Raw genomic sequence first — 19,985 nt, 5'->3', positions numbered from 1 at the left:
CAAAAAGGCAATTGTTGCGCCATTAAAATGGTGATTTATCCTCGCCACGAAAAATAAAATTTTCGGCGTGACCCCTGCATTTCCTTGCAAATTTGCATTTTTTTGCAAAAAAGTTCGTCGACTTATCCTTGACTCTTTTGGGTGGGGTTACTATCTCTCTCGCGTTGGTTGTTAGCACTCACAAGCTGAGAGTGCTAACGGCCTTTGTTTTTGACACTCAATTATGAAATTGAAGGAGCGAGCATGAGCTTCCGTCCACTTCACGACCGCGTAGTCGTACGTCGTGTCGATTCAGAAGAAAAAACTTCTGGCGGCATCATCATCCCTGACACTGCAAAAGAAAAGCCTTCTGAAGGCGTTATCGTTTCTGTTGGCCCAGGCGCCCGCGACGAAGATGGCAAGCACATCACGCCAGACGTGAAAGCCAACGATCGCGTGCTATTCGGCAAATGGTCAGGCACAGAAGTCAAGATTGACGGCGAAGACCTGTTGATCATGAAAGAAAGCGACATCATGGGCGTCATCGAAGGCTAATCCCTTCGCATTGATCTTTCCCATTTTCTAAAGTTTCTAAGGAGCAAACATAAATGTCTGCTAAAGAAGTAAAATTCGGCACTGACGCGCGCGACAAGATGCTTAAAGGCGTTAACACGCTCGCGAACGCAGTAAAAGTTACATTGGGCCCAAAGGGTCGTAACGTTGTTCTTGATAAGTCTTTTGGCGCACCACGCATCACCAAAGATGGTGTTTCTGTTGCTAAAGAAATCGATCTTGAAGACAAGTTTGAAAACATGGGCGCACAAATGGTGCGTTCTGTGGCTTCAAAAACCAACGACATTGCTGGTGACGGCACAACAACAGCTACTGTATTGGCTCAGTCAATCGTAGTTGAAGGCGTTAAGCTTGTTGCTGCTGGCATGAACCCAATGGACCTTAAGCGCGGCATCGATTTGGCTGTTGGCGAAGTTATTGAAAACTTGGCTAAAGCGAAAAAAGACATTTCGACAAGCGAAGAAGTTGCACAAGTTGGCACGATCTCAGCAAACGGTGAAGCATTCATCGGTGAAGAAATCGCCCGCGCAATGGAAAAAGTCGGCAACGAAGGCGTGATCACAGTTGAAGAAGCGAAAACTTCTGAAACAGTTGTTGACGTTGTTGAAGGCATGCAGTTCGACCGCGGCTACCTTTCTCCATACTTTGCAACCAACACTGAGAAAATGGTTGCTGAGCTTGAAGATCCATACATCTTGTTGTTCGAGAAAAAACTCTCAAACCTACAAGCTATGTTGCCAATTCTTGAAGCTGTTGTTCAGTCTTCACGTCCACTTCTTATCATCGCTGAAGATGTTGAAGGCGAAGCACTTGCAACATTGGTTGTGAACCGTCTTCGTGGTGGCCTCAAAGTTGCTGCGGTTAAAGCACCTGGTTTTGGTGATCGTCGTAAAGCAATGCTTGAAGACATCGCGATCCTAACCGGCGGCCAAGTGATCTCTGACGATCTGGGCATCAAGCTTGAAACTGTTACTTTGGACATGCTCGGCACTGCAAAGAAAGTCGACATCACTAAAGAAACAACAACAATCGTTGATGGCGCTGGCACAAAAGACGACATCGAAGGTCGTGTTGGTCAGATCAAAGCGCAAATCGAAGAAACTTCTTCTGATTACGACCGCGAAAAACTTCAAGAGCGTTTGGCGAAACTTGCCGGCGGTGTTGCAGTGATTAAAGTTGGTGGTTCAACTGAAGTTGAAGTGAAAGAACGCAAAGACCGCGTTGACGATGCATTGAACGCAACACGCGCTGCGGTTGAAGAAGGCATTGTTGCTGGTGGTGGCGTTGCTCTACTTCGCGCTTCATCTGCTTTGACTGTTAAAGGCGTAAACGCTGACCAAGAAGCTGGCATCAAGATCGTTCAGCGTGCATTGCAAGCGCCGATCCGCCAGATCGCTACAAACTCTGGTGACGAAGCTTCTGTTGTTGTTGGCAAAGTGCTTGAAAACGCTTCTGAAACATTCGGCTACAACGCACAAACTTCAGAATATGGCGACATGATTGCTATGGGCATCATCGACCCTGTTAAAGTTGTGCGCACAGCGTTGCAAGATGCAGCATCTGTGGCTTCACTCCTAATCACTACAGAAGCAATGGTTGCTGAACTTCCAGCACCTGCGGCTCCTGCTGGTGGCGCACCTGATATGGGTGGCATGGGCGGCATGGGTGGTATGGGCTTCTAAGCTCGACACTCCTACGCTTTATGAGATTAAGGGCGGCTCTCGGGTCGCCCTTTTTTTGTTTGGGGATGGACGAGCAACGCGAGGACCTCGGCCAACTTTTTGGCCGCGCCCGCGCAGGGGCAACAAATCTAAAGGTTTCGGGCTGCGCCGCCCAAGCCTTGTTTAGGTGCCAAATCTCTTTCGCGGCTAAAGGCCCCGCATCAAGTGCGGGGCGGTCACGTTGCGGCGTAAATTTCCCTTGCACCGTCCCGAACAGCTAAGTGGCGTTCGAAATTCCAGGCAGGAGGATCAACAAACCCTCACACTGCGGTTCTTGGACGTTCTCGCCGGGATCCCTGCTTGCGCGGGGATGACGTCAGAGGGTAGTGCCGTTGTTCGTTACCTACCCGAACCCTCTAAACAGTTTTCAAGCATAACAATTTTCCAAGAATGGCACGGCTAGTAGTCGAAACAGAGTTGCAATATGTTAGTTTGATTCTAAGAAATCAGAAGTAACAAATGGCAAACAGTAAACCGAAGTTCTCAGTTTTAGTAACCGATGTCGACAACACCTTATTTGATTGGTTCGAGGTTTGGCATTCTTCATTCAAAGCGATGCTTGATCAAATTGTTATAATTTCAGGTGTTAGCGAAGAAGAATTATATCCAGAGATCAGAAAGATTCATCAAAAACATGGAACATCAGAATACGCGTTCCTAATAGGTTCATTGCCGGTACTAAAAAGCAAGTTCCCTGACGAAAATCTCCTTGAGATTTTCCAACCCGCTATCGATGCGTTTAGATCCGCTCGCCGCGAAAAACTGAAGCTCTACGAGGGGGTCTTGGACACTCTGCAAAGCCTCAAAGCTAAAGGGACCACGATTATTGCTTACACTGAAAGCAAGGCTTTCTATACTGCATACCGCTTTAAAAAACTAGAACTTGACGGCGTTGTGGACATTCTCTTTTCGCCGCCAGACCACGAATTACCTGAAGGAGAAACACTCCAATCAGTAAGGTCAAAACCATCGGATGCATATGGACTTAAGCACACAAAGCACATCGAAACACCCGACGGCGAGCTCAAGCCCAATCCAAATCTACTTTTGGACATAATCAGTTCAATAGGGGCAGACCCGAAAGACGTAGTTTACGTTGGAGATAGCAGGGTGAAAGACATCGCCATGGCTCAGGATGCCGGCGTATCAGATGTGTTTGCGGCTTACGGCGCTTCCCATCACAGAGACGAATACAACCTTTTAGTCAATGTAACTCACTGGTCGGATGCGGATGTACAACGCGAAAAGAGGATTGGGAATCGTGAAGTTACGCCATCCTACACTCTAGGCAGTTCTTTCACTGAACTACTCGATCTATTCGATTTTGAGAACAATAAGGATACACAATGAGCCAGGATATTGATGAAATTGATCTAGAAATTTGGAAAACTGTTGTTTCAGTCCAAATGCACTTCAATGAGTTGGAGCTAAAGATACGGAACTTCGCCATATTGTCCCTTGGCGCAATTCTGACTATTGCTGGCTACTCTGCCCGCGCAGACGAAACGACAAAAATCTTAGGTCAAGACATCCCCTATGCTTCCATTATCATGATTGCTGGCTGCATAATTTGGTTGTGTTTCTGGTTCATGGATCGCCATTGGTATCATCGACTTCTGCTTGGCGCAGTATATCATGGTATTAAAATAGAATCTAAGTACGAAAATAGTAGGCCAACTTTGTCGTTATCGGCAACGATTAAGGAAAACAGTCCGAATGAATTCCTTGGAAGAGAAGTACGATCTCACCACAGGCTCAATCTGTTTTATTGGGTTGTCGCCGTAACACTTTTTGTTGGCGGGCTCGGCATTTTTTCACTCGGTATCGCTACTGTAGCTGGAATTGTGTCTCTACTATTTGGAAGCATTGTCTTTTTCGTATCTACCGAAACTCATAAATCTACTTAAATACTAACCCCATATATTTCGCCGTCCCTTCGGTCATCCCGGCAGCCTGCGTGGCGGGAACGCGCATAAGCGTGTTCGGGATCCGGGCAGGATTATCCTCATGCACACGCCCTGCAATTCCAAGACAGTCAGACCTGGATCCCCGCCTTCGCGGGGATGACGACGGAGCGATACGTGGTAGGACGCGCGCCCCAAAAAAAACTTATCCCCGCCCCCACAAACCCATGCCATCATGCACGTGTCTTTCATTTAACCACGCAGCTCGCCGACGGGCGGGAGGTGGTCGGGTTGGTCAATCAGGCTAGCCTGTTGGGAGATGGTGATGGGTCGCAAGACGTTTGCGGCTCACGCGCCTTTAACATCGATTGTCCAGTCTGACGCCGAGGGCAGCCAGAAGACATTAGTGGGTCTGTTCCCATTGCCCCATTAAGGGGTGCGATTTGGAGCGTTTAGATTTAACGCTCAAAACAGCAAATCGCGATGCAGGTAAAGGGATAAAAGGGTTTAGCTCCCTAGGGCAATTGGGGTAAAGGCGCACTTCATCAACATGCGAGGTCATTATGGTCTCATTACAATTTTCAAGCGCATAACGAGACAATAAAGACCTCGCATGCTGCATAAATTTCAATTCTGCCGTCGGATTTTCGTTCCGCCGGTTTAACGCGGTGTTCGTTTAGGCATGGCGGCATTGCCGTTGGCGCTTTGATTTTCGCTCACGTTGCGCACCGCAATTCAGCGTGACGGACTAAAACCGTCCTACACGAATTGCTGCACCTGCGCTGCGTAATCGCTATCGTGAGAAAGGCACGTCCGCGGTCATCACGTGACCAGAGTCGTTGAATTCAACTTCAAAAAGCACCGTAATTGAATCGCCCACCAGCAGGATTTCAGCACCGATGCGCACATCGCTGCCACCACGATCCTTTTTTGACTCTTTGAGGTCGAACCGAATGGTGTTGCCGCGCTGTTGGCCGATGGCTAGTCCTGTGAAGCCCGCATTGGTGCTCATTGCGCCTTCATAGCGTCGGCTCTCTTCAATATAGGCAATGGTGCCATTGACCGCCAAATTGGTGGTGATCAAGCTGCAGCGACCCGAATAATTGATTTTGGCATCTCGACCTTTGGTTACTGACAATCGACACCGGAATGGGTCGGGTTTGTCGCTACCCACCAGCACGCTTTCACCACGCCAATTTCCCACATAGGAATTGAGCAATGCTTGCTCCCGCGTTCCCGATTGTGCCGGGCTTGCAGCAAGAAGTGAAAAACCAACCATTACGATAGCAAGAAAAGTCTTTGAGATATTCATCACGAGTCGTTTGCCTATTGGTTCCTTTGTTGACATTTGTGCATAAATTTGTGGCCGTTTGATAGTGGAACGGGCCGCAATTTGCCTAAAAACACACAAATTCTACAAGTTCGATGTTAAAAAACGCAAAAAGTGGCGATGAAAGATGGACAATGGTTAAGAATGTCGCATTATTTCGGAACTATTGTTCGTCGCAATACTAAGATCAGCCGCCCGATATTTCTGGGTTTGACAATGACGATTATACGATGCGCATTGCACGGAAATGGAACAAGTGAATAGCTCTACCCAACCAATAATCAATGCTTCCAACGTCAATTATAGTTTAGAAGTTGCCTCCGGTACGCTGCATATTCTGCGCGATGTATCACTACGTGTTGAACCCGCTGAAGTGGTTGCCATTGTTGGCCCATCGGGTAGCGGAAAAACATCACTATTGATGTTACTGGCAGGGCTTGAGCAAGCCACAACGGGCAGCGTCATCGTGAATGGCGAAGAATTATCAGGCAAAAGCGAAGACGACTTGGCCCAGTTCCGGCGCAAAACGCTTGGCATCGTGTTTCAAAGCTTTCATCTTATCCCGTCGCTCAACACGGTAGACAATGTCGGGTTGGCGCTTGAAATCGCCGCGCCCGAACTCTCGATGGCTGAAGTGCGGCAAAAGGCGTCAGAGGCGCTCGAAACCGTTGGGCTTGGTGCGCGGCTCGATCATCGACCATCCGCGCTTTCTGGCGGCGAGCAACAACGGGTCGGCCTTGCGCGTGCTATGATTGCCAACCCACCATTGCTGCTGGCGGATGAGCCGACAGGGAACTTGGATCAAAAAACCGGAGAGATGGTTATTGAGCTATTGTTCAACCTTGCCCGCGAACGGGGCACCTCTGTTGTGCTGGTGACGCATGATCCGAAATTGGCGGCGCGCGCAGACCGGGTGGTCACAATGACGCAAGGCGAGTTGGCTGAAAAGTTGGATAAGCGCTGATGCATGCTTTGATCGCCGCAGTTCGGACTGGCCTGCTGGATATGCGTGGCGACTTACGCCGGTTTTTGCTGCTTGTGGTGTGCTTGGCGGTGGGTACCGCGTTGATTGCTGGCGTTAGCTTTGTTGGTGCAACCATCACCCGCGCTATTGATTTGGATGCGGCAGAACTGATGGGCGGCGATTTGGAATTGTCGCGCGCGGACCGGTGGGCAACCGAAGACGAATTGGCGCAATTGGCTCAGTTTGGCAAAATCTCCACCATATTAGACACAAATTTGCGCGCTCAAACTGACGATCGCGATGCGTTTGCTGACCTGATTGCTATTGGCGACACATATCCATTGCTTGGCACCGTTCAAAGTCCGCAACTTAAAGACAGTGAAGCAGTGTTTGAGTTTTTGGCCGAGCGTGATGGTGTGTTTGGCGCGCTTGTCGATCCGTTGCTGCTGGATCAACTCAATATCAAGGTGGGCGATGAGTTTGCGCTTGGCGGCACAACCTTTCAAGCACGCGGGTTGTTGTTGCGGTTGCCGGACGGGCCAGTGCGCGGCTACCGATTGGGGCTGACGACACTCATTTCGACGGACGGCCTGCAAAAAGTTTCCGACCGTTCCTCTCCGCTTCCTGGCTTAGGGAATTGGTTCCGCTACAAGCTCTTGCTCGAAAACCGTGACCGCGAGAGCGCCAAAGTTGAACTAGAGAATATTTTTGGTGCCACCGGGTGGACAGTGCGCTCGGCGCGCGACGGTCTGGGTCCCATGGTGCGGTACTATGACCAATTTATGCGTTTCTTGGTGATTGTTGGTTTGGGTTCTCTGCTTATTGGCGGGGTCAGCGTTTGGACCGGCATGCAGGCCTATATCGCTGAGCGGGCGAATGTGATTGCAGTAATGCGCAGCATGGGGGCAAATAGGTCACGCATATTCATCCATTTCTTGTCACAGGTGGCTATGCTTGCCACCATTGGCGTCGCAATCGGGCTAACGATTGGACTGGGCACTGCCATCGCGTTGTTGCCAGTTATCGGCGAAGCAATCGGCGTGAATTTGCGCCCAAGCACACAATTGCAACCGGCACTTGTTGCAGCGGGTGGCGGATTCTTGACGGCGTTTGCGTTCTCCTACATTCCTTTACAGCAAGCGCAGTCAATCCGCCCCGTTTTGCTCTTTAGATCAAAAGGACTGTCTGCATTGCCACTGAACTGGCAGGCCCTACTAAAGCCACTGCAGATACTGCCGGTGATTTTGTCCATTATTGCGTTTGTCGGACTTGCATATGCCATGACCGGCGATATGGCATTGGTTGCGGCGTTTGGCACGGCGAGCGCATTGTCGGCGATCATTTTGCAGTTGTTTGTGCGTTTCATCCGCTCGGGCCTCACAAGATTACCGCAACCAAGTGCGAAGATTTTGCGACGCGCGCTCAACGCAATTTCTGGCGCGGGGTCAAACGCTTCTGTGGTGGTTGTTGCAGTTGGGATGGCCATCGCGATGCTTGTCGTTGTTATGGTGTTGCAGGGCAATTTAAGGCAAGAATTTTTGGGCGCTTCAGCATTTGACGTGCCCACACTTGTGGCGGCTGATTTGTTCCCTGACGAAGTCGAAATGCTTGAAGAGATGGAACAACAGTCGAGTAAGATCACCCAATTGGTGTCTACTCCGATGTTGCGCGGTGCGTTGGTTCAAATCAACGGCGAACCTGTGGAAAGTGTTCGCACCCGTGGGCCCGAAGCAACCTTCTTGCTGTCTGGCGAAGTCCCCCTCACCTACAGGGCTAAACTACCCGGCTCATCCAAAATCGTGGAGGGCGAATGGTGGCCAAGTGACTATCAGGGACCCGGCCTTGTCTCACTGCACCAGAGCTTGCGTTCTGGCCTAAATGTAAAAATTGGTGACACGCTGACATTTGCGCTGTTTGGGGAACTTGAAACCTTCAAAATCGCCAGCTTTCGCGACTATTCTTGGCAAGGCGGCATCGATTTTCTAGCCACATTTTCGCCTGGTAACATAGAGCTTTACCCGGCAACTTTGTTTGTTTCAGTTACCGCTGCAAGTGGTAGCGAAGGCGCAGTGGAGCGTGAACTTGCGTCAACCTTGCGCGATGTGCGGTTTATTGCCATTGGCGACACTTTGAAACAAATCACCGGCGCTCTCAGCCAGCTTTCTGTCGCCGCATCACTGGTGGGTGGACTTGCGGTTGGCAACGGCTTGTTGGTGCTGATTGGTAGCCTTGCAACTGGTCGTCAGCAACGCGAAGCAGACACCCTGATCACCCGAGTGCTCGGGGCAACAAGGTGGACCGTTGTTTCCACCGCCCTACTGCAATATTTGATCCTTGCAGCCATCGCTGCATTGCCTGCAACGTTGATTGGCGTGGGTTTGGGTTGGCTCATCAGTCTTGTCATGCTTGATGTAGATTTCACGCTCGATCCCAACACATTGGGGATCGTGCTTGTTTTGTCGGTCTTTACAACAACTCTGCTTGGCGCAACGACCATCTTGCGTGCTGCATCTGCGCGGCCAGGACCATTGTTGCGCGAGACTTAAGCGCAAGCGCATGATTGGAAATCATGCGTTTCCCGCCATGCATTATCAAGTCTTGGTCTTGAACGGCAAATAGCAAAGCACGGTGATAGCAGTTGGGATCATGAAGCCACGCAAATAGGAAAACACCGAACGGCCCTGCGTAAAGTCAGCATCGACGAAACCGAAATGTGCCCAATATTGCGTGAGGATTAGTGTTGTGATGCTTACCCACATGCCGATAAGGCCGATGCGTTTCCCAAAGATAACAAGCGCAAGGCTTAGGATTATGAAAACGGACAATATCGACTGCAAGTTTTCGAAAGCGGAATAATCGGGCATCGCACCTTTCGACAACGTGTCGAACAAGCCCACCGCATGCAGCAATATCAAAAATCCAGCGATTGCTATGATCGCCACGCGTTTGATCAGATCTATCTTGCCCGTCATTATGTTCCCCCCCAAGTACAGCTTTGTTGCTGCTAGTTTTTCATTGCATCAGGGCAATGTTGGTTGAGGGTAAATGTGGAGGCCTACACTGAGATTACAACGCCTTGACGCAAAAAAGGCGACCAACAATGGGCCGCCCTTAATTCACAATTGCTGGATTAGGCTAAAACTCTGACCATTCTTCCTTGATCGCGGTGTTGCCCGAAACGCCATATGCCGCCTTTAGGTCATCTTTCGCGGCTTGCGGCGCGGTTTCAACCTTTACCGGCTGCGCATATGATACGCGATTACCATCGATCTTGAATACTTCAACAATTTCATCAAGTTCGGTAGAGCGTTGTTCGGTTTGTTCAATTGCGGCGTTGGTTTCTTCGACCAGCGCCACATTATGTTGTGTCATCTCATCGATTTCCGAAACTGCCGATTTGATTTCATCAATTGCCGAGGTCTGTGTGCTTGAATTCTTCGCGATTGACGCCATCAGCTCGTTGTTCTTGCGTGCGGCTTCGACCATTTTTTGAAGCTTTTCAGCAGCTTCAGAAACAAGTCGTGTTCCCTCACCCACCTCAGTTGCAGATTGCTCAATCAATGCCTTCACTTCAGACGATGCTTGTGCGGCAGATTGCGCTAAGCGTCGCACCTCAACCGCCACAACGGCAAATCCTTTACCTGCCTCGCCAGCGCGCGCTGCTTCCACAGAAGCGTTCAAAGCAAGCAAATTGGTTTGGAACGCAATATCGTCGATCATGCCGATGATGTTTGAAATCTTCTCCGACGACGTCGTGATCCGCTCCATCGCAGAGCTGGCATTCGACATCACTTCGCCACCTTGCTCGGCGGTTTTGCGCACATCATCCGCGTGCTGCATCGCCTTGTTGGCTTCTTTGGTGTTCTCGCCAACGGTTTCAGAAAGGCTTTTAATGGTCGCTGACGTTTCGCCAATTGCAGAGGCTTGGCGCGTACTGCGTTCGCTCAAATCGTTTGCGCCGCTTAAGATTTCTTGTGTCGCAGTTTTGAGAGATCCAGAAGTGTCTTGGATTTGCGAAATCAGCTTTGAAAGCTGGTCAGCAACAGAATTGATGTTTGTTTGCAATTGCGAGAATGAGCCTTGGAAGTTGCCTTCCATGCGCTTTGTCAAATCAGCTTCTGCCAATGCACTGAGCACATCGTCTGCACGCGACAAACCATCATCCACGGAATGCATCAAGTTGTTGGTGCTTTCAACAAGCTCCATCAAATACTCATTGTTGACTACGGCTTCAGCACGTTGCGTGAAATCACCGGATTGCGCTGCTTTGACCACACGCTGAATTTCGGCATTGACGTTTTCAGTCTCGAGCCGACGCTGATGAATGTAGGAGCTGATTGAAAACTCAATGTCCATCAACAATGCTTTGATGATTGCTGATACGGTTTTGCCAAGCTCTTCACCATCAACATTTGATCCACCGCGACCAAACAAGCCCTTCTTGCCACCAGATGCCGCTAAATGATCGGTGATGACGCCTTCAATCAGCGTTTCAGCAATCAGCGCATAACCGGATACGTAGTGCTTTGGCTCCAGACCAACTTTGGCGTGCACATCACCAATTTTCCGGCTCGCGCGCAAGAAATCTGGATCAATATCGCCGTTTGCAATGCGTTCCCAATGCTCGGTTTGTTTTGCTCTGGCATGGCTGCGACTGGCTTCGGAGGCGAATAAAGAACTCAGTTCGTCAAGTCCGCCCAGTTTGTCATAAAAGCGATCGAGCGCCTGCGGCATGTGCGCCATCAAGGATGATTTTGCCGCGCGAATTCGATCACAACCCGCTTCATCTAGTTCCATTATGTCACGGCGTTCGTTGACGGACGTTTGGTCCTGATCGTTGTGCATACCACACTCCCAAATGCAGTGGCTGATTTGGCCCCTTACGAGAATCAGCCGGTATTCTTCATTCGTGAGTATTGGAGAACTTGTTTAAGACAGCATTAACCATAAGCGCTATGGCGGGATTATGGAAAGATAATTGGCCAAAGAAGTCGAACAGCCATGGTCATCGAAATAATCACGATCAGCGGCTTGATCAGCTTAGCGCCAAACCGCATGCCGGTGCGTGCGCCCAAATAACCACCTGCGATCTGACCAATGATCATCACCCCGCCGGCAATCCAAACCACATCACCTGCAAGGATGAAGAACATCAATGCCGCAAGGTTAGATGTGGCATTAAGCACCTTGGTGTTGCCCACGGCTTTGGTTAGCCCAAGGCCAAAAAGCGTAACAAAACCAGCGATGAAGAAGGAACCCGTGCCCGGGCCGAAGATGCCGTCATAAAAACCAACAGTGAAACCCATCACTGGTGCGAACACAGCAAATTGTAGTTTTTCGCTACGCGTTTCATCGCTCAATTTTGGCGAAAACATGAAATACACCGACACACCAATCAGCAAAATCGGCACCAGCAAATTCAACACATTTGTATCCATCGATTTGGCCGTAGCCGCGCCAATGATGCTGCCAAAGAGTGTTAGAATTATTGGAACAATGAGTGCTGTGAACTTGATGTAACCGCGCCGCCAATAAGTGATGGCAGCAACAGTTGTGCCGACAACAGATTGCATCTTATTGGTCGCCAGCGCCGAAATGGGGGGGACGCCAACAGACAACAAGGCGGGCAAGCTGATTAGCCCACCGCCACCAGCAATGGCATCCAAAAACGCTGCCAGAAAGCCAGCTCCAGCCAAGAACAGCAGGGCGAAAAGTTCGAGTTCCACGATGAAGACTTTGTTTTTTGGTGAGACTTGAGCAGAAAGCTACGCCTGACGTGCCGAGAGGTCAATAAATTGTTTGGACCAATTATAGACGACCGTCAGTCGCCATTGTCATCAATCCAGTAAACACCTCGTTTTTGTTTACGATATTTATACATTAGACAACTTCGTGCATGTTCCGCCCTGTTTAGTTAAACAATGGGGAACAGATAGATGGATGGATTGAAAAAGTTTGCGCCATTGGTGGCGCGGGTTTTTCTTGCTGTGCTTTTCATAATGGCAGGCATTGGCAAACTCACCGGCGCCGAAGCAACGGCTGGGTATTTCGGTGCGCTTGGCATCCCAATGCCAGGGGTATCGGTTTACTTGATCGGCTTGTTTGAAGTGGTGGGCGGACTTGCAATTGTGGTGGGGTATCAAACCCGCATCGTTGCGTTGTTGCTTGCAGTTTTCAGCGTTGCGAGCGCAGTGCTGGCACATAGCAACTTTGCTGATCAAACACATATGGTCATGTTCATGAAAAACTTGGGTCTTGCTGGCGGCTTCTTGCTGCTGTGGGTGCATGGCGCAGGCGGCATGGCAATCGACAAGGACTAATTCGTCCATATCGAGAAGTCAGAAGACTTAAACCGCGCCCAGACAAATGTTTGGCGCGCGGTTTTTCTATGCTGTGAGTTCAGACACAGTCGCATCACCCAAACCCGAGCGGAAGTGATCAAGTAGCGCTTGAAGTTGCGCCTTCTTGTCTTCTGACCAGTTTGCGGTTTTTGACGCGACCAAGTTGGCCTCTGATTTTAATATAACGCCATCCTCTGGCACTTTCAGCTCGTTTGCGCGCAGGGTGGAGCCAGATGAGGTAATATCCACGATCAACTCGGCGGCACCAGACGCTGGCGCCGCTTCTGTGGCACCCAAACTTTCCACAATGCGATATTCTGCAATGCCGTGGGTCGAGAAATAGCGGCGCGTAAGGTTCACATATTTTGTGGCAACCCGCAGCCATTGGCCATGGCGGTGACGGAAGTCAGATGCCACGTCGGCCAAATCGCGCATTGCAGTCACGTCAATCCAAGAATTTGGCAATGCAACCACCACGTCGGCTTGACCGAAGTTGAGCGGCTTTGCGATGACCACTTGGTTGATGCCCGTTTCTGCCGCTTCGTGGATCAGATCTTCACCCGTTACGCCAAGATCGATCTTACCGCTGATCAATTCGCGCGCAATCTCGCTTGCTGACAAAAACCGAACCGTTACCTCTGGTAGCGCTTCGATTGTCCCCAAATAAGAGCGTGCGCCACCTGGCCGATCAATCTTAAGTCCGGCCTTTTCAAAGGCGTCACGCGTGTCTTGCTCCAACCGTCCTTTGGAAGGCACGGCCAATAATAAAGAACTCATCGCATTGCCCCCTGCTCAAGCCGATCCAACCATATCGCACAGCCCACCGCCGAGACGCGGTCTGAAGCACCCATACGCTCCAACAAGCGATCATATTGACCGCCAGAAGCCAAAACCTCACCAGTTTTATTGGCGGTAAGTTCAAACACGTGGCCAGTGTAATAGTCGAGGCGCGGACTAAATCCGGCGTCAAATTCGACTTCGATTTTTGGCGCTGCCGCTTTGAGTTCTGTCAATCGACCCATCAGCTTTTCAAGTGGTTCTTCAAGATCAATGCCGACCTTTTTCGCCAAGGCTGCCACACGGAATGCCTGTTCGTGGGCTGGGCCGGCGATCGACAAAAACTCGCGCAAGATACGTACTGTTTTGGCGGGCACTGCCGCTTTCGCCAGCATTTGTTTTTCGCGGTAACGCGCCACGATTTCTTCAGCCTGCCGCCCCGAATATGGCGATAGGCCAGCCGCTTCCATGTCAGCGGCGACCATTTTCGTCAGTTCGTCATCGCTTTGCGGCAAGTCGTCTGCGCCGTCAAACTGGTCCGGAACCGCCAAGCGGTCGAGCAATCGGCCCATGGCTGCATCATGACCAAACCGGTCGCGCACACGTGGGCGCCAAACATCTGGCAGATCAATCTTAGCCAGCAATGTCTCAAACAGATCAACCGCACCAAGGTGCAAGCGCGGCATGGTTTCGCCATAAAGCGCGCACGCTTCAATTGCGAAGTGCATAGTCTCGGTAAAGGTCTTGTCGCTGTTTATCGGTGCAAGAAATTCCAAACCAGCCTGATCAAATTCAAACGGTCCATAGTCACGTTGCCGGAAAACAGGTCCCAAATAGCCAAAGCTTTTGGTTTGCCCGACCTCGCCGCTGGCCAAATATTGTGCCGCAATTGGCAAGGTGAAGTCTGGTCGCAAACAATAGGCTGTGCCATCTGGACCGCTTGTCAGCATCAAGCGACGACCGATATCCTCGCCTGCAAGATCGAAAAACAAATCTGCGGGTTGCAAAATATCTGGTGAAACCAGTTCCGCAACCGCTGCGATGCGACTGCTCAGTTCAGCGCGCGCAGCATCAAAGTCTATTTCAGTTTTCGCCATGGGGCTTACTCCCCGTCTGCGCTATCGGTCTCAAGCAGTGACTTGATATGCGCGACCAAATCGCCACGCTTAACGCTGACCTGTGCCGGACGCGCTGCGCGCCATTCTTCATTGCTGGTGATCGTTTCAGAAGCGATTTTGCCCGCCACCAAGTCTTTCACCTGCACTTCACCAGCTTCACGCTCTTGGCTGCCTTCAATAATAACCGCAGGCGCGTTGCGCTTGTCGGCATATTTCATCTGCTTGGCCATGTTTTTCGATGCACCGAGATAGAGTTCAGCACGCACGCCAGCTTGGCGAAGTTCTGCAACCATCGCCTGATAAGATGCGATTTGATCTTTATCCATAATCAAAACAACGACCGGGCCCTGTTTTTCAGTAACATCCAATTCGCCGACCAATTGCAATGCGTGTGCCAAACGGCTAACGCCGATGGAGAAACCTGTAGCTGGAACCGGTTCAGGGCGGAAGCGCGAAACAAGCCCGTCATAACGCCCACCACCACCGACAGATCCAAACACCACCGTTTGGCCCTTCTCATTGGTCACAGGGAAAGTCAATTCTGCTTCGAACACTGGACCCGTGTAATATTCAAGGCCACGCACCACGGATGGGTCGATTTTGATTTTGTCGCGCGCATAACCCGCGGCGTCAAACAGAGCCTGCATTTCTTTAAGTTCAGCAACGCCTTGTGCGCCAGCCTCACTGTCCTCAACTTGGGCCGCAAGCACGTCGAACATTTTGTCCGCATCTGCATCAGCGGTAACATATGCCAAAATGCGCGCGATTTGCGCCTCATCAAGTCCAGCGCCCTCAGTGAAATCGCCGCTTTCGTCTTTGCGGCCAGCGCCGAGCAAAAGCTTCACACCGTCCTCGCCCAAGCGATCCATTTTGTCGATGGCCCGCAATACGGTAAGTGACGTTTCTGGTTGATCGGCCAAACCAGCGGCGGCAAGCACACCGTCGAGCACCTTGCGGTTATTGACACGGATGATGAATTTACCGCCAAGGCCCAATTCGTCCATCACATCAGCCATCATCATGCACATTTCAGCATCTGCCGCTGGGTCAGGTGCGCCGACGCTATCGGCATCAAACTGCATAAACTGGCGGAAACGACCTGGCCCTGGCTTTTCATTGCGGAAAACATAGCCTTGACGATATGAGCGGTATGGTTTTGGCAGCGCATCATAGTTTTGCGCGAAATAACGGGCCAGCGGCGCGGTCAAATCATAACGCAGGCTTAGCCACTTTTCATCATCATCTTGCAACGAGAACACGCCAGCGTTTGGTCGGTCTGTATCTGGCAGAAATTTACCCAAGCTCTCAGTATACTCAAACAAGGGTGTTTCCACCGGGTCAAAGCCATAGCGCTCATAAACCGAACGAATGCGATGAAACATTTGCTCCAAGCTTGCAATTTCAACCGCATCACGGTCGACAAAGCCTCGGGGCAAAGTTGGTGCTAATCGTTTGGTTTTCTTGGCCATAATCGCCTCTGAAATGTACTGAAAAATACGCGTCACGCGCGCGCGTCGAGTGGGTTGTTAGCCGATCATGTTACCCGACACAAGTATTTGGGGAAAATGTCGATTAAGCCTAGGCTTATCGTCTAAGCGCTTTTTGGCTTTGGCGGCGTGAAATTGGCGCGTGCGGCAAGCGCTTTCTCCCGGCAAAAACAATCATCCGTATGGTCGTTGACCAACCCCATTGCCTGCATAAATGCATAGGCGGTCGTTGGGCCAAAAAATTTCCAACCACGCTTTTTCAGGTCTTTTGCGAGCTCTTTGGACTTGTCCGTTTGCGCAAGCTTGCGCACTTCCGCCTCTGACATTTCATCAGGACGCTCAGTCGCATCAGGCTCGAACTGCCAAAAATAGGCGGCAAGTGTGCCAAACTCTTTTTCAAGTTCGATTGCCCGCGCCGCATTATTAATAGTGGCTTCGATTTTACCACGATGCCGCACAATGCCCGCATCGCCTAATAAGCGATCCACATCATCTGGCCCATATTGGGCAACTTTGTGATAGTTAAAGCCATCAAATGCTTTTCGGAAGTTCTCGCGTTTTTTCAGTATCGTCAGCCACGAAAGACCTGACTGAAACCCCTCAAGACACACTTTTTCGAACAAGCGCACGTCATCGTCGACAGGGTATCCCCACTCGGTGTCGTGATAGTTCGTGTAGATTTCATCGTTGCCTGACCAGAAACAACGGCCGATATATTCGTTCATTGTTATATTTATGTGTTGCAATCTTTGAGAATTTGACTAAGTTCCAACACCAATTCATTAACTGTTGTGTTAAGTCAGAAGTCGTGTGACCCAAAAAGTGCAAAAGTCCCCAAGTGAAATGAGTGTTTTGATTGTCGATGACAATCAATATGCATGCGCGTTGGCTGCTGCACAACTCAAAAAGCTGGGCATTGGTTCAACAAACAGTGTTGCCACTGGCGCTGAAGCGGTGTTGCGGTTGATGGAAAATGACTTCGATGTCCTGCTTACCGATTGGTATATGCCTGATGTATCTGGCGCGGGGCTTCTCGGGGTGTTGCGTGATCAGCGCTTTGGCCGCAACGGCAACATTGCGGTTGTGGTGATGACTGCCTATGCAAGCAGTGACAATTTGGAACGTGCATTGGCACTTGGGGCCGATGAAGTCGTGGTGAAACCCGTAAACAGCGCGGACCTTGGCAAAGCCATTGCCAAAGCGATTACCAAACACGAAAAACCCAAAAAGATGCCCGCCAATGACGAAATCATCCATCTTGATGATGACGAAGACGGCGCAGTTCTTCTTTAAAAAAACTGATTTACCTCTGATAAACCATTCTTGCTAAGTTCTTACTTACCAAGTCTTTTCACCGTTTATTCTTCGCAATCCAATATGGTTTTACTCAAATTGTATCGGCTTTCAATTCGAGAGCCGTCGAGTAACGAGTTGAACCATGCGTATTTCCCTCAAGATCTTTGTATTGGCTTTTGGCGCTTTCGCGCTTTTGTTTGGCACCGGTGCGTTCGCCGATGGCGGCTTGGTCAAAACAAAAAATCGATTTGGCCAGACAATATACGTTTTGCCCCCTGCCGGCATGAGCATTGCCAAGGGTGAGCCCAAACACAAATTGCAGGTGAAAAACCCATATGGGCAGCACCCTGACCTATTGCGCCAAGTTGTTACCTACAATAGCGAATATTCGGCTGGCACAGTGGTTGTGGATACAAATGCGCGGTTTTTGTATCTTGTCATGAGCGGCAACCGCGCAATGCGTTATGGCATCGGTGTGGCGCGATCAGGTTTTGAATGGTCGGGTACACATAAAATTACAGCTAAACGCGAATGGCCCGGCTGGACACCGCCTGCCGAGATGCGTCAACGCGAACCCCATTTGCCTGCATATATGCCTGGTGGCATTGATAATCCATTGGGTGCACGCGCGCTTTACATTGGCAACACGCTCTATCGGTTGCATGGCACAACACAGCCCTGGTCCATCGGCAAAAAAGTATCGTCCGGATGTATTCGGCTTACGAACGAAGATATTAAGGATTTGTACACAAGGGTTCGAATTGGCACCCGCGTGGTTGTGATTTAATTTACCTTTAACGCGCACGATAACGGCTGAAATTTCAACTGATTTGGCCGACAAAATGAAGTTCATTCTTTCAAGACTTAAGAGTTTTGGTCGCGACGAAGGCGGTGCCTTCGCCGTGATCTTTGGCGTAATCGCCGTGGTATTGATTGCCACGGGCGGCTCTGCCGTTGATTTTGTGAATATTCAGCAAGCACGCAAAACCACTCAAATCAGTCTTGATTCAACGGTGCTGTCTCTTCAGCCAGAAATTTACAAGAAGAACAAAACTTGGATCAAAAACCGGGCGCAAAAGCTTGCGACCGAAGCAATGAACGGCACAGATATTTCCATCGCCATCGACAAGGTTGAAATTGACACCGAGGCGGGCCGCCTGATGATTTCAGCCAAGATTTCTCGACCAACCCTGTTTGTGCGCCTTGTTGGTGTAAATGAGATGAAGGCAACGCTTGTTTCAGAAGCAACACGGGCAAAAAACCGGCTTGAAGTTGTTATGGTGCTCGACAATTCTGGCTCTATGGCCTCATACGGCCGCATAACAGCTTTAAAAACTGCATCAACGCTCGCAGTTGACATTCTATCGGGTGGCGATGCCGAACCGGACAAAGTGTTTATCGGCATCGTTCCGTTCACAATGGCGGTGAATGTCGGCGAAAAGAACAAAACCGCAAAATGGTTAGATACGAAAGGCGTATCATCTATTAGCTGGGACAATCTGGATGACGACGACAACTCTAGCACCGGACATGATACTTCAAACCCCAGCGACCGAATGAAGCGCATTCAGCTTTATGCCTCGATTCCAAATGTAAGCTGGAAGGGTTGTGTCGAAGCTCGGCCGCATGACAAAAGCAAACCCGTTTCACAACGGCTCGACGTGAATGACGAAGAGCCCAATATGGGTGATCCAGACACATATTTTGTGCCGATGTTCAACCCCGATCAGGCTGATACATCGGGCGGCTCAAAGCGCGGATATATGCAAGATACAAAAGGCTCATGCGGCAACAAAGGAGGCGGACTGCCATGGCTCGAGCGTCATGAACGTGAATGTAAATATCGCGGTCAGAAAGCGTCGCCATCAACAGGTATTAACTCGCCAAACGGCCCTTGTGGCGATGCCGAAATTTTGCCGCTTACTAACAAGATGAGCACAATCAAAACAGCGATTAATGCCATGGTCGCCAGCGGTGGCACAAACATTCACCAAGGTGCGATTTGGGGTTGGCGCGTTTTGTCACCAACAGCACCTTATGATGAAGGCGTACCTTACGATGACGGCGCCAGCAAAGTAATGATTTTGATGACTGATGGGCAAAACTACGCATCTCAGACCAAAAGCAACAATTATGGCTCGCATTATTACAGCGCATATGGTTGGCCGATTAACGAGCGATTGGGCAAATGGGGCTGGTCGAACTGGCAGGTCATCAAAGAAATGGACAATAGAACCAAATGGGCCTGTGAGAATGCAAAGTCTAGTCCGTCAAAAATCGAGATCTACACAATTGGACTGGGAATATCGGCAAGTTCAACCAACGGTAAGATGCTCTCAGATTGTGCGACGAGCAGCAATCATGATTTCTTCCCGTCTAGTTCGTCTGACCTTATCGACACGTTTGAGACCATTGCCGATCAGCTTTCTGATCTGCGGCTCTCAAAATAGAGACAGCAGTTCAGCGTCAAATTCTGGATATCAATCATTTTAGGG

At 50.1% G+C, this 19,985-nt stretch carries 18 protein-coding genes; 10 read left to right on the top strand and 8 right to left on the bottom strand.

Annotation, left to right across the window (positions count from 1 at the left end):
• Positions 1 to 243 precede the first annotated feature (243 nt).
• The 4 genes from QQL65_RS09865 (at position 244) to QQL65_RS09850 (ending at position 4,180) form a co-directional block, all read left to right on the top strand.
• Positions 244 to 534, top strand: a complete 291-nt coding sequence (locus tag QQL65_RS09865; RefSeq protein WP_269392591.1) for a co-chaperone GroES — start codon at positions 244 to 246, stop codon at positions 532 to 534.
• A gap of 53 nt (positions 535 to 587) precedes the next feature.
• Positions 588 to 2,234 carry a chaperonin GroEL gene (gene groL / locus QQL65_RS09860; RefSeq protein ID WP_284364096.1) on the top strand — a complete coding sequence of 549 codons (1,647 nt, stop codon included), beginning with the start codon at positions 588 to 590 and terminating at the stop codon, positions 2,232 to 2,234.
• 498 nt (positions 2,235 to 2,732) lie between these two features.
• Positions 2,733 to 3,623 (top strand): HAD family hydrolase, encoded by an 891-nt coding sequence (locus tag QQL65_RS09855; protein ID WP_284364094.1) that lies wholly within the window; start codon positions 2,733 to 2,735, stop codon positions 3,621 to 3,623.
• Positions 3,620 to 4,180, top strand: a complete 561-nt coding sequence (locus tag QQL65_RS09850; protein WP_284364091.1) for a hypothetical protein — start codon at positions 3,620 to 3,622, stop codon at positions 4,178 to 4,180. The genes QQL65_RS09855 and QQL65_RS09850 overlap by 4 nt, the downstream gene beginning before the upstream one ends.
• Positions 4,181 to 4,970: 790 nt before the next feature.
• Here the strand turns inward: QQL65_RS09850 and QQL65_RS09845 are convergent.
• Entirely contained in the window at positions 4,971 to 5,489 is a 519-nt protein-coding gene (locus QQL65_RS09845) for a hypothetical protein (protein WP_284364089.1), read from the bottom strand.
• A gap of 274 nt (positions 5,490 to 5,763) precedes the next feature.
• Here QQL65_RS09845 and QQL65_RS09840 point away from each other — a divergent pair, with 274 nt between their 5' ends.
• Positions 5,764 to 6,471, top strand: a complete 708-nt coding sequence (locus tag QQL65_RS09840) for an ABC transporter ATP-binding protein (RefSeq protein ID WP_379863417.1) — start codon at positions 5,764 to 5,766, stop codon at positions 6,469 to 6,471.
• Positions 6,471 to 9,017, top strand: coding sequence for an ABC transporter permease (locus QQL65_RS09835; protein ID WP_284364086.1), 2,547 nt, complete (start codon positions 6,471 to 6,473; stop codon positions 9,015 to 9,017). The genes QQL65_RS09840 and QQL65_RS09835 overlap by 1 nt, the downstream gene beginning before the upstream one ends.
• Positions 9,018 to 9,062: 45 nt before the next feature.
• Here QQL65_RS09835 and QQL65_RS09830 read toward each other — a convergent pair whose 3' ends face one another.
• From QQL65_RS09830 to QQL65_RS09820, 3 genes are all read right to left on the bottom strand, one after another.
• Complete coding sequence (locus QQL65_RS09830; protein WP_284364084.1) at positions 9,063 to 9,443, bottom strand: hypothetical protein; 381 nt, start codon at positions 9,441 to 9,443, stop codon at positions 9,063 to 9,065.
• A 163-nt stretch (positions 9,444 to 9,606) separates the two neighbouring features.
• Positions 9,607 to 11,316: a globin-coupled sensor protein gene (locus tag QQL65_RS09825; protein WP_284364083.1), complete on the bottom strand. Its 1,710-nt coding sequence runs from the start codon at positions 11,314 to 11,316 to the stop codon at positions 9,607 to 9,609.
• Between the two features lie 119 nt (positions 11,317 to 11,435).
• Positions 11,436 to 12,197 (bottom strand): TSUP family transporter, encoded by a 762-nt coding sequence (locus QQL65_RS09820; protein WP_284364082.1) that lies wholly within the window; start codon positions 12,195 to 12,197, stop codon positions 11,436 to 11,438.
• A gap of 210 nt (positions 12,198 to 12,407) precedes the next feature.
• Here QQL65_RS09820 and QQL65_RS09815 point away from each other — a divergent pair, with 210 nt between their 5' ends.
• Complete coding sequence (locus tag QQL65_RS09815) at positions 12,408 to 12,791, top strand: DoxX family protein (RefSeq protein ID WP_284364081.1); 384 nt, start codon at positions 12,408 to 12,410, stop codon at positions 12,789 to 12,791.
• A gap of 66 nt (positions 12,792 to 12,857) precedes the next feature.
• On the opposite strand, the gene hisG is transcribed toward QQL65_RS09815, so the two are convergent.
• From hisG to QQL65_RS09795, 4 genes are all read right to left on the bottom strand, one after another.
• Positions 12,858 to 13,589: an ATP phosphoribosyltransferase gene (gene hisG, locus QQL65_RS09810; protein ID WP_348529145.1), complete on the bottom strand. Its 732-nt coding sequence runs from the start codon at positions 13,587 to 13,589 to the stop codon at positions 12,858 to 12,860.
• Positions 13,586 to 14,686: an ATP phosphoribosyltransferase regulatory subunit gene (locus tag QQL65_RS09805; RefSeq protein WP_284364078.1), complete on the bottom strand. Its 1,101-nt coding sequence runs from the start codon at positions 14,684 to 14,686 to the stop codon at positions 13,586 to 13,588. Before QQL65_RS09805 ends, hisG begins: the two co-directional genes overlap by 4 nt.
• 5 nt (positions 14,687 to 14,691) lie before the next feature.
• On the bottom strand, positions 14,692 to 16,176 hold the full coding sequence (gene hisS / locus QQL65_RS09800; protein WP_284364076.1) for a histidine--tRNA ligase: 1,485 nt from the start codon (positions 16,174 to 16,176) through the stop codon (positions 14,692 to 14,694).
• 122 nt (positions 16,177 to 16,298) lie between these two features.
• Entirely contained in the window at positions 16,299 to 16,919 is a 621-nt protein-coding gene (locus QQL65_RS09795) for a DNA-3-methyladenine glycosylase I (RefSeq protein ID WP_284364075.1), read from the bottom strand.
• Positions 16,920 to 17,037: 118 nt separating this feature from the next.
• Here QQL65_RS09795 and QQL65_RS09790 point away from each other — a divergent pair, with 118 nt between their 5' ends.
• From QQL65_RS09790 to QQL65_RS09780, 3 genes are all read left to right on the top strand, one after another.
• On the top strand, positions 17,038 to 17,487 hold the full coding sequence (locus QQL65_RS09790; protein WP_284364072.1) for a response regulator: 450 nt from the start codon (positions 17,038 to 17,040) through the stop codon (positions 17,485 to 17,487).
• A gap of 145 nt (positions 17,488 to 17,632) precedes the next feature.
• Positions 17,633 to 18,277 carry a L,D-transpeptidase gene (locus QQL65_RS09785; RefSeq protein ID WP_284364070.1) on the top strand — a complete coding sequence of 215 codons (645 nt, stop codon included), beginning with the start codon at positions 17,633 to 17,635 and terminating at the stop codon, positions 18,275 to 18,277.
• 55 nt (positions 18,278 to 18,332) lie between these two features.
• A complete protein-coding gene (locus tag QQL65_RS09780; RefSeq protein ID WP_284364067.1) occupies positions 18,333 to 19,940 on the top strand; it encodes a TadE/TadG family type IV pilus assembly protein in 1,608 nt (535 codons plus the stop codon).
• Positions 19,941 to 19,985: the final 45 nt, after the last annotated feature.

The organism is Maritalea porphyrae, assembly GCF_030159895.1.
Classification (GTDB): Bacteria; Pseudomonadota; Alphaproteobacteria; order Rhizobiales; family Devosiaceae; genus Maritalea; species Maritalea porphyrae.
Note: the sequence above shows the minus strand (reverse complement) of the source record. Positions and strands in the feature narration are given on the sequence as shown.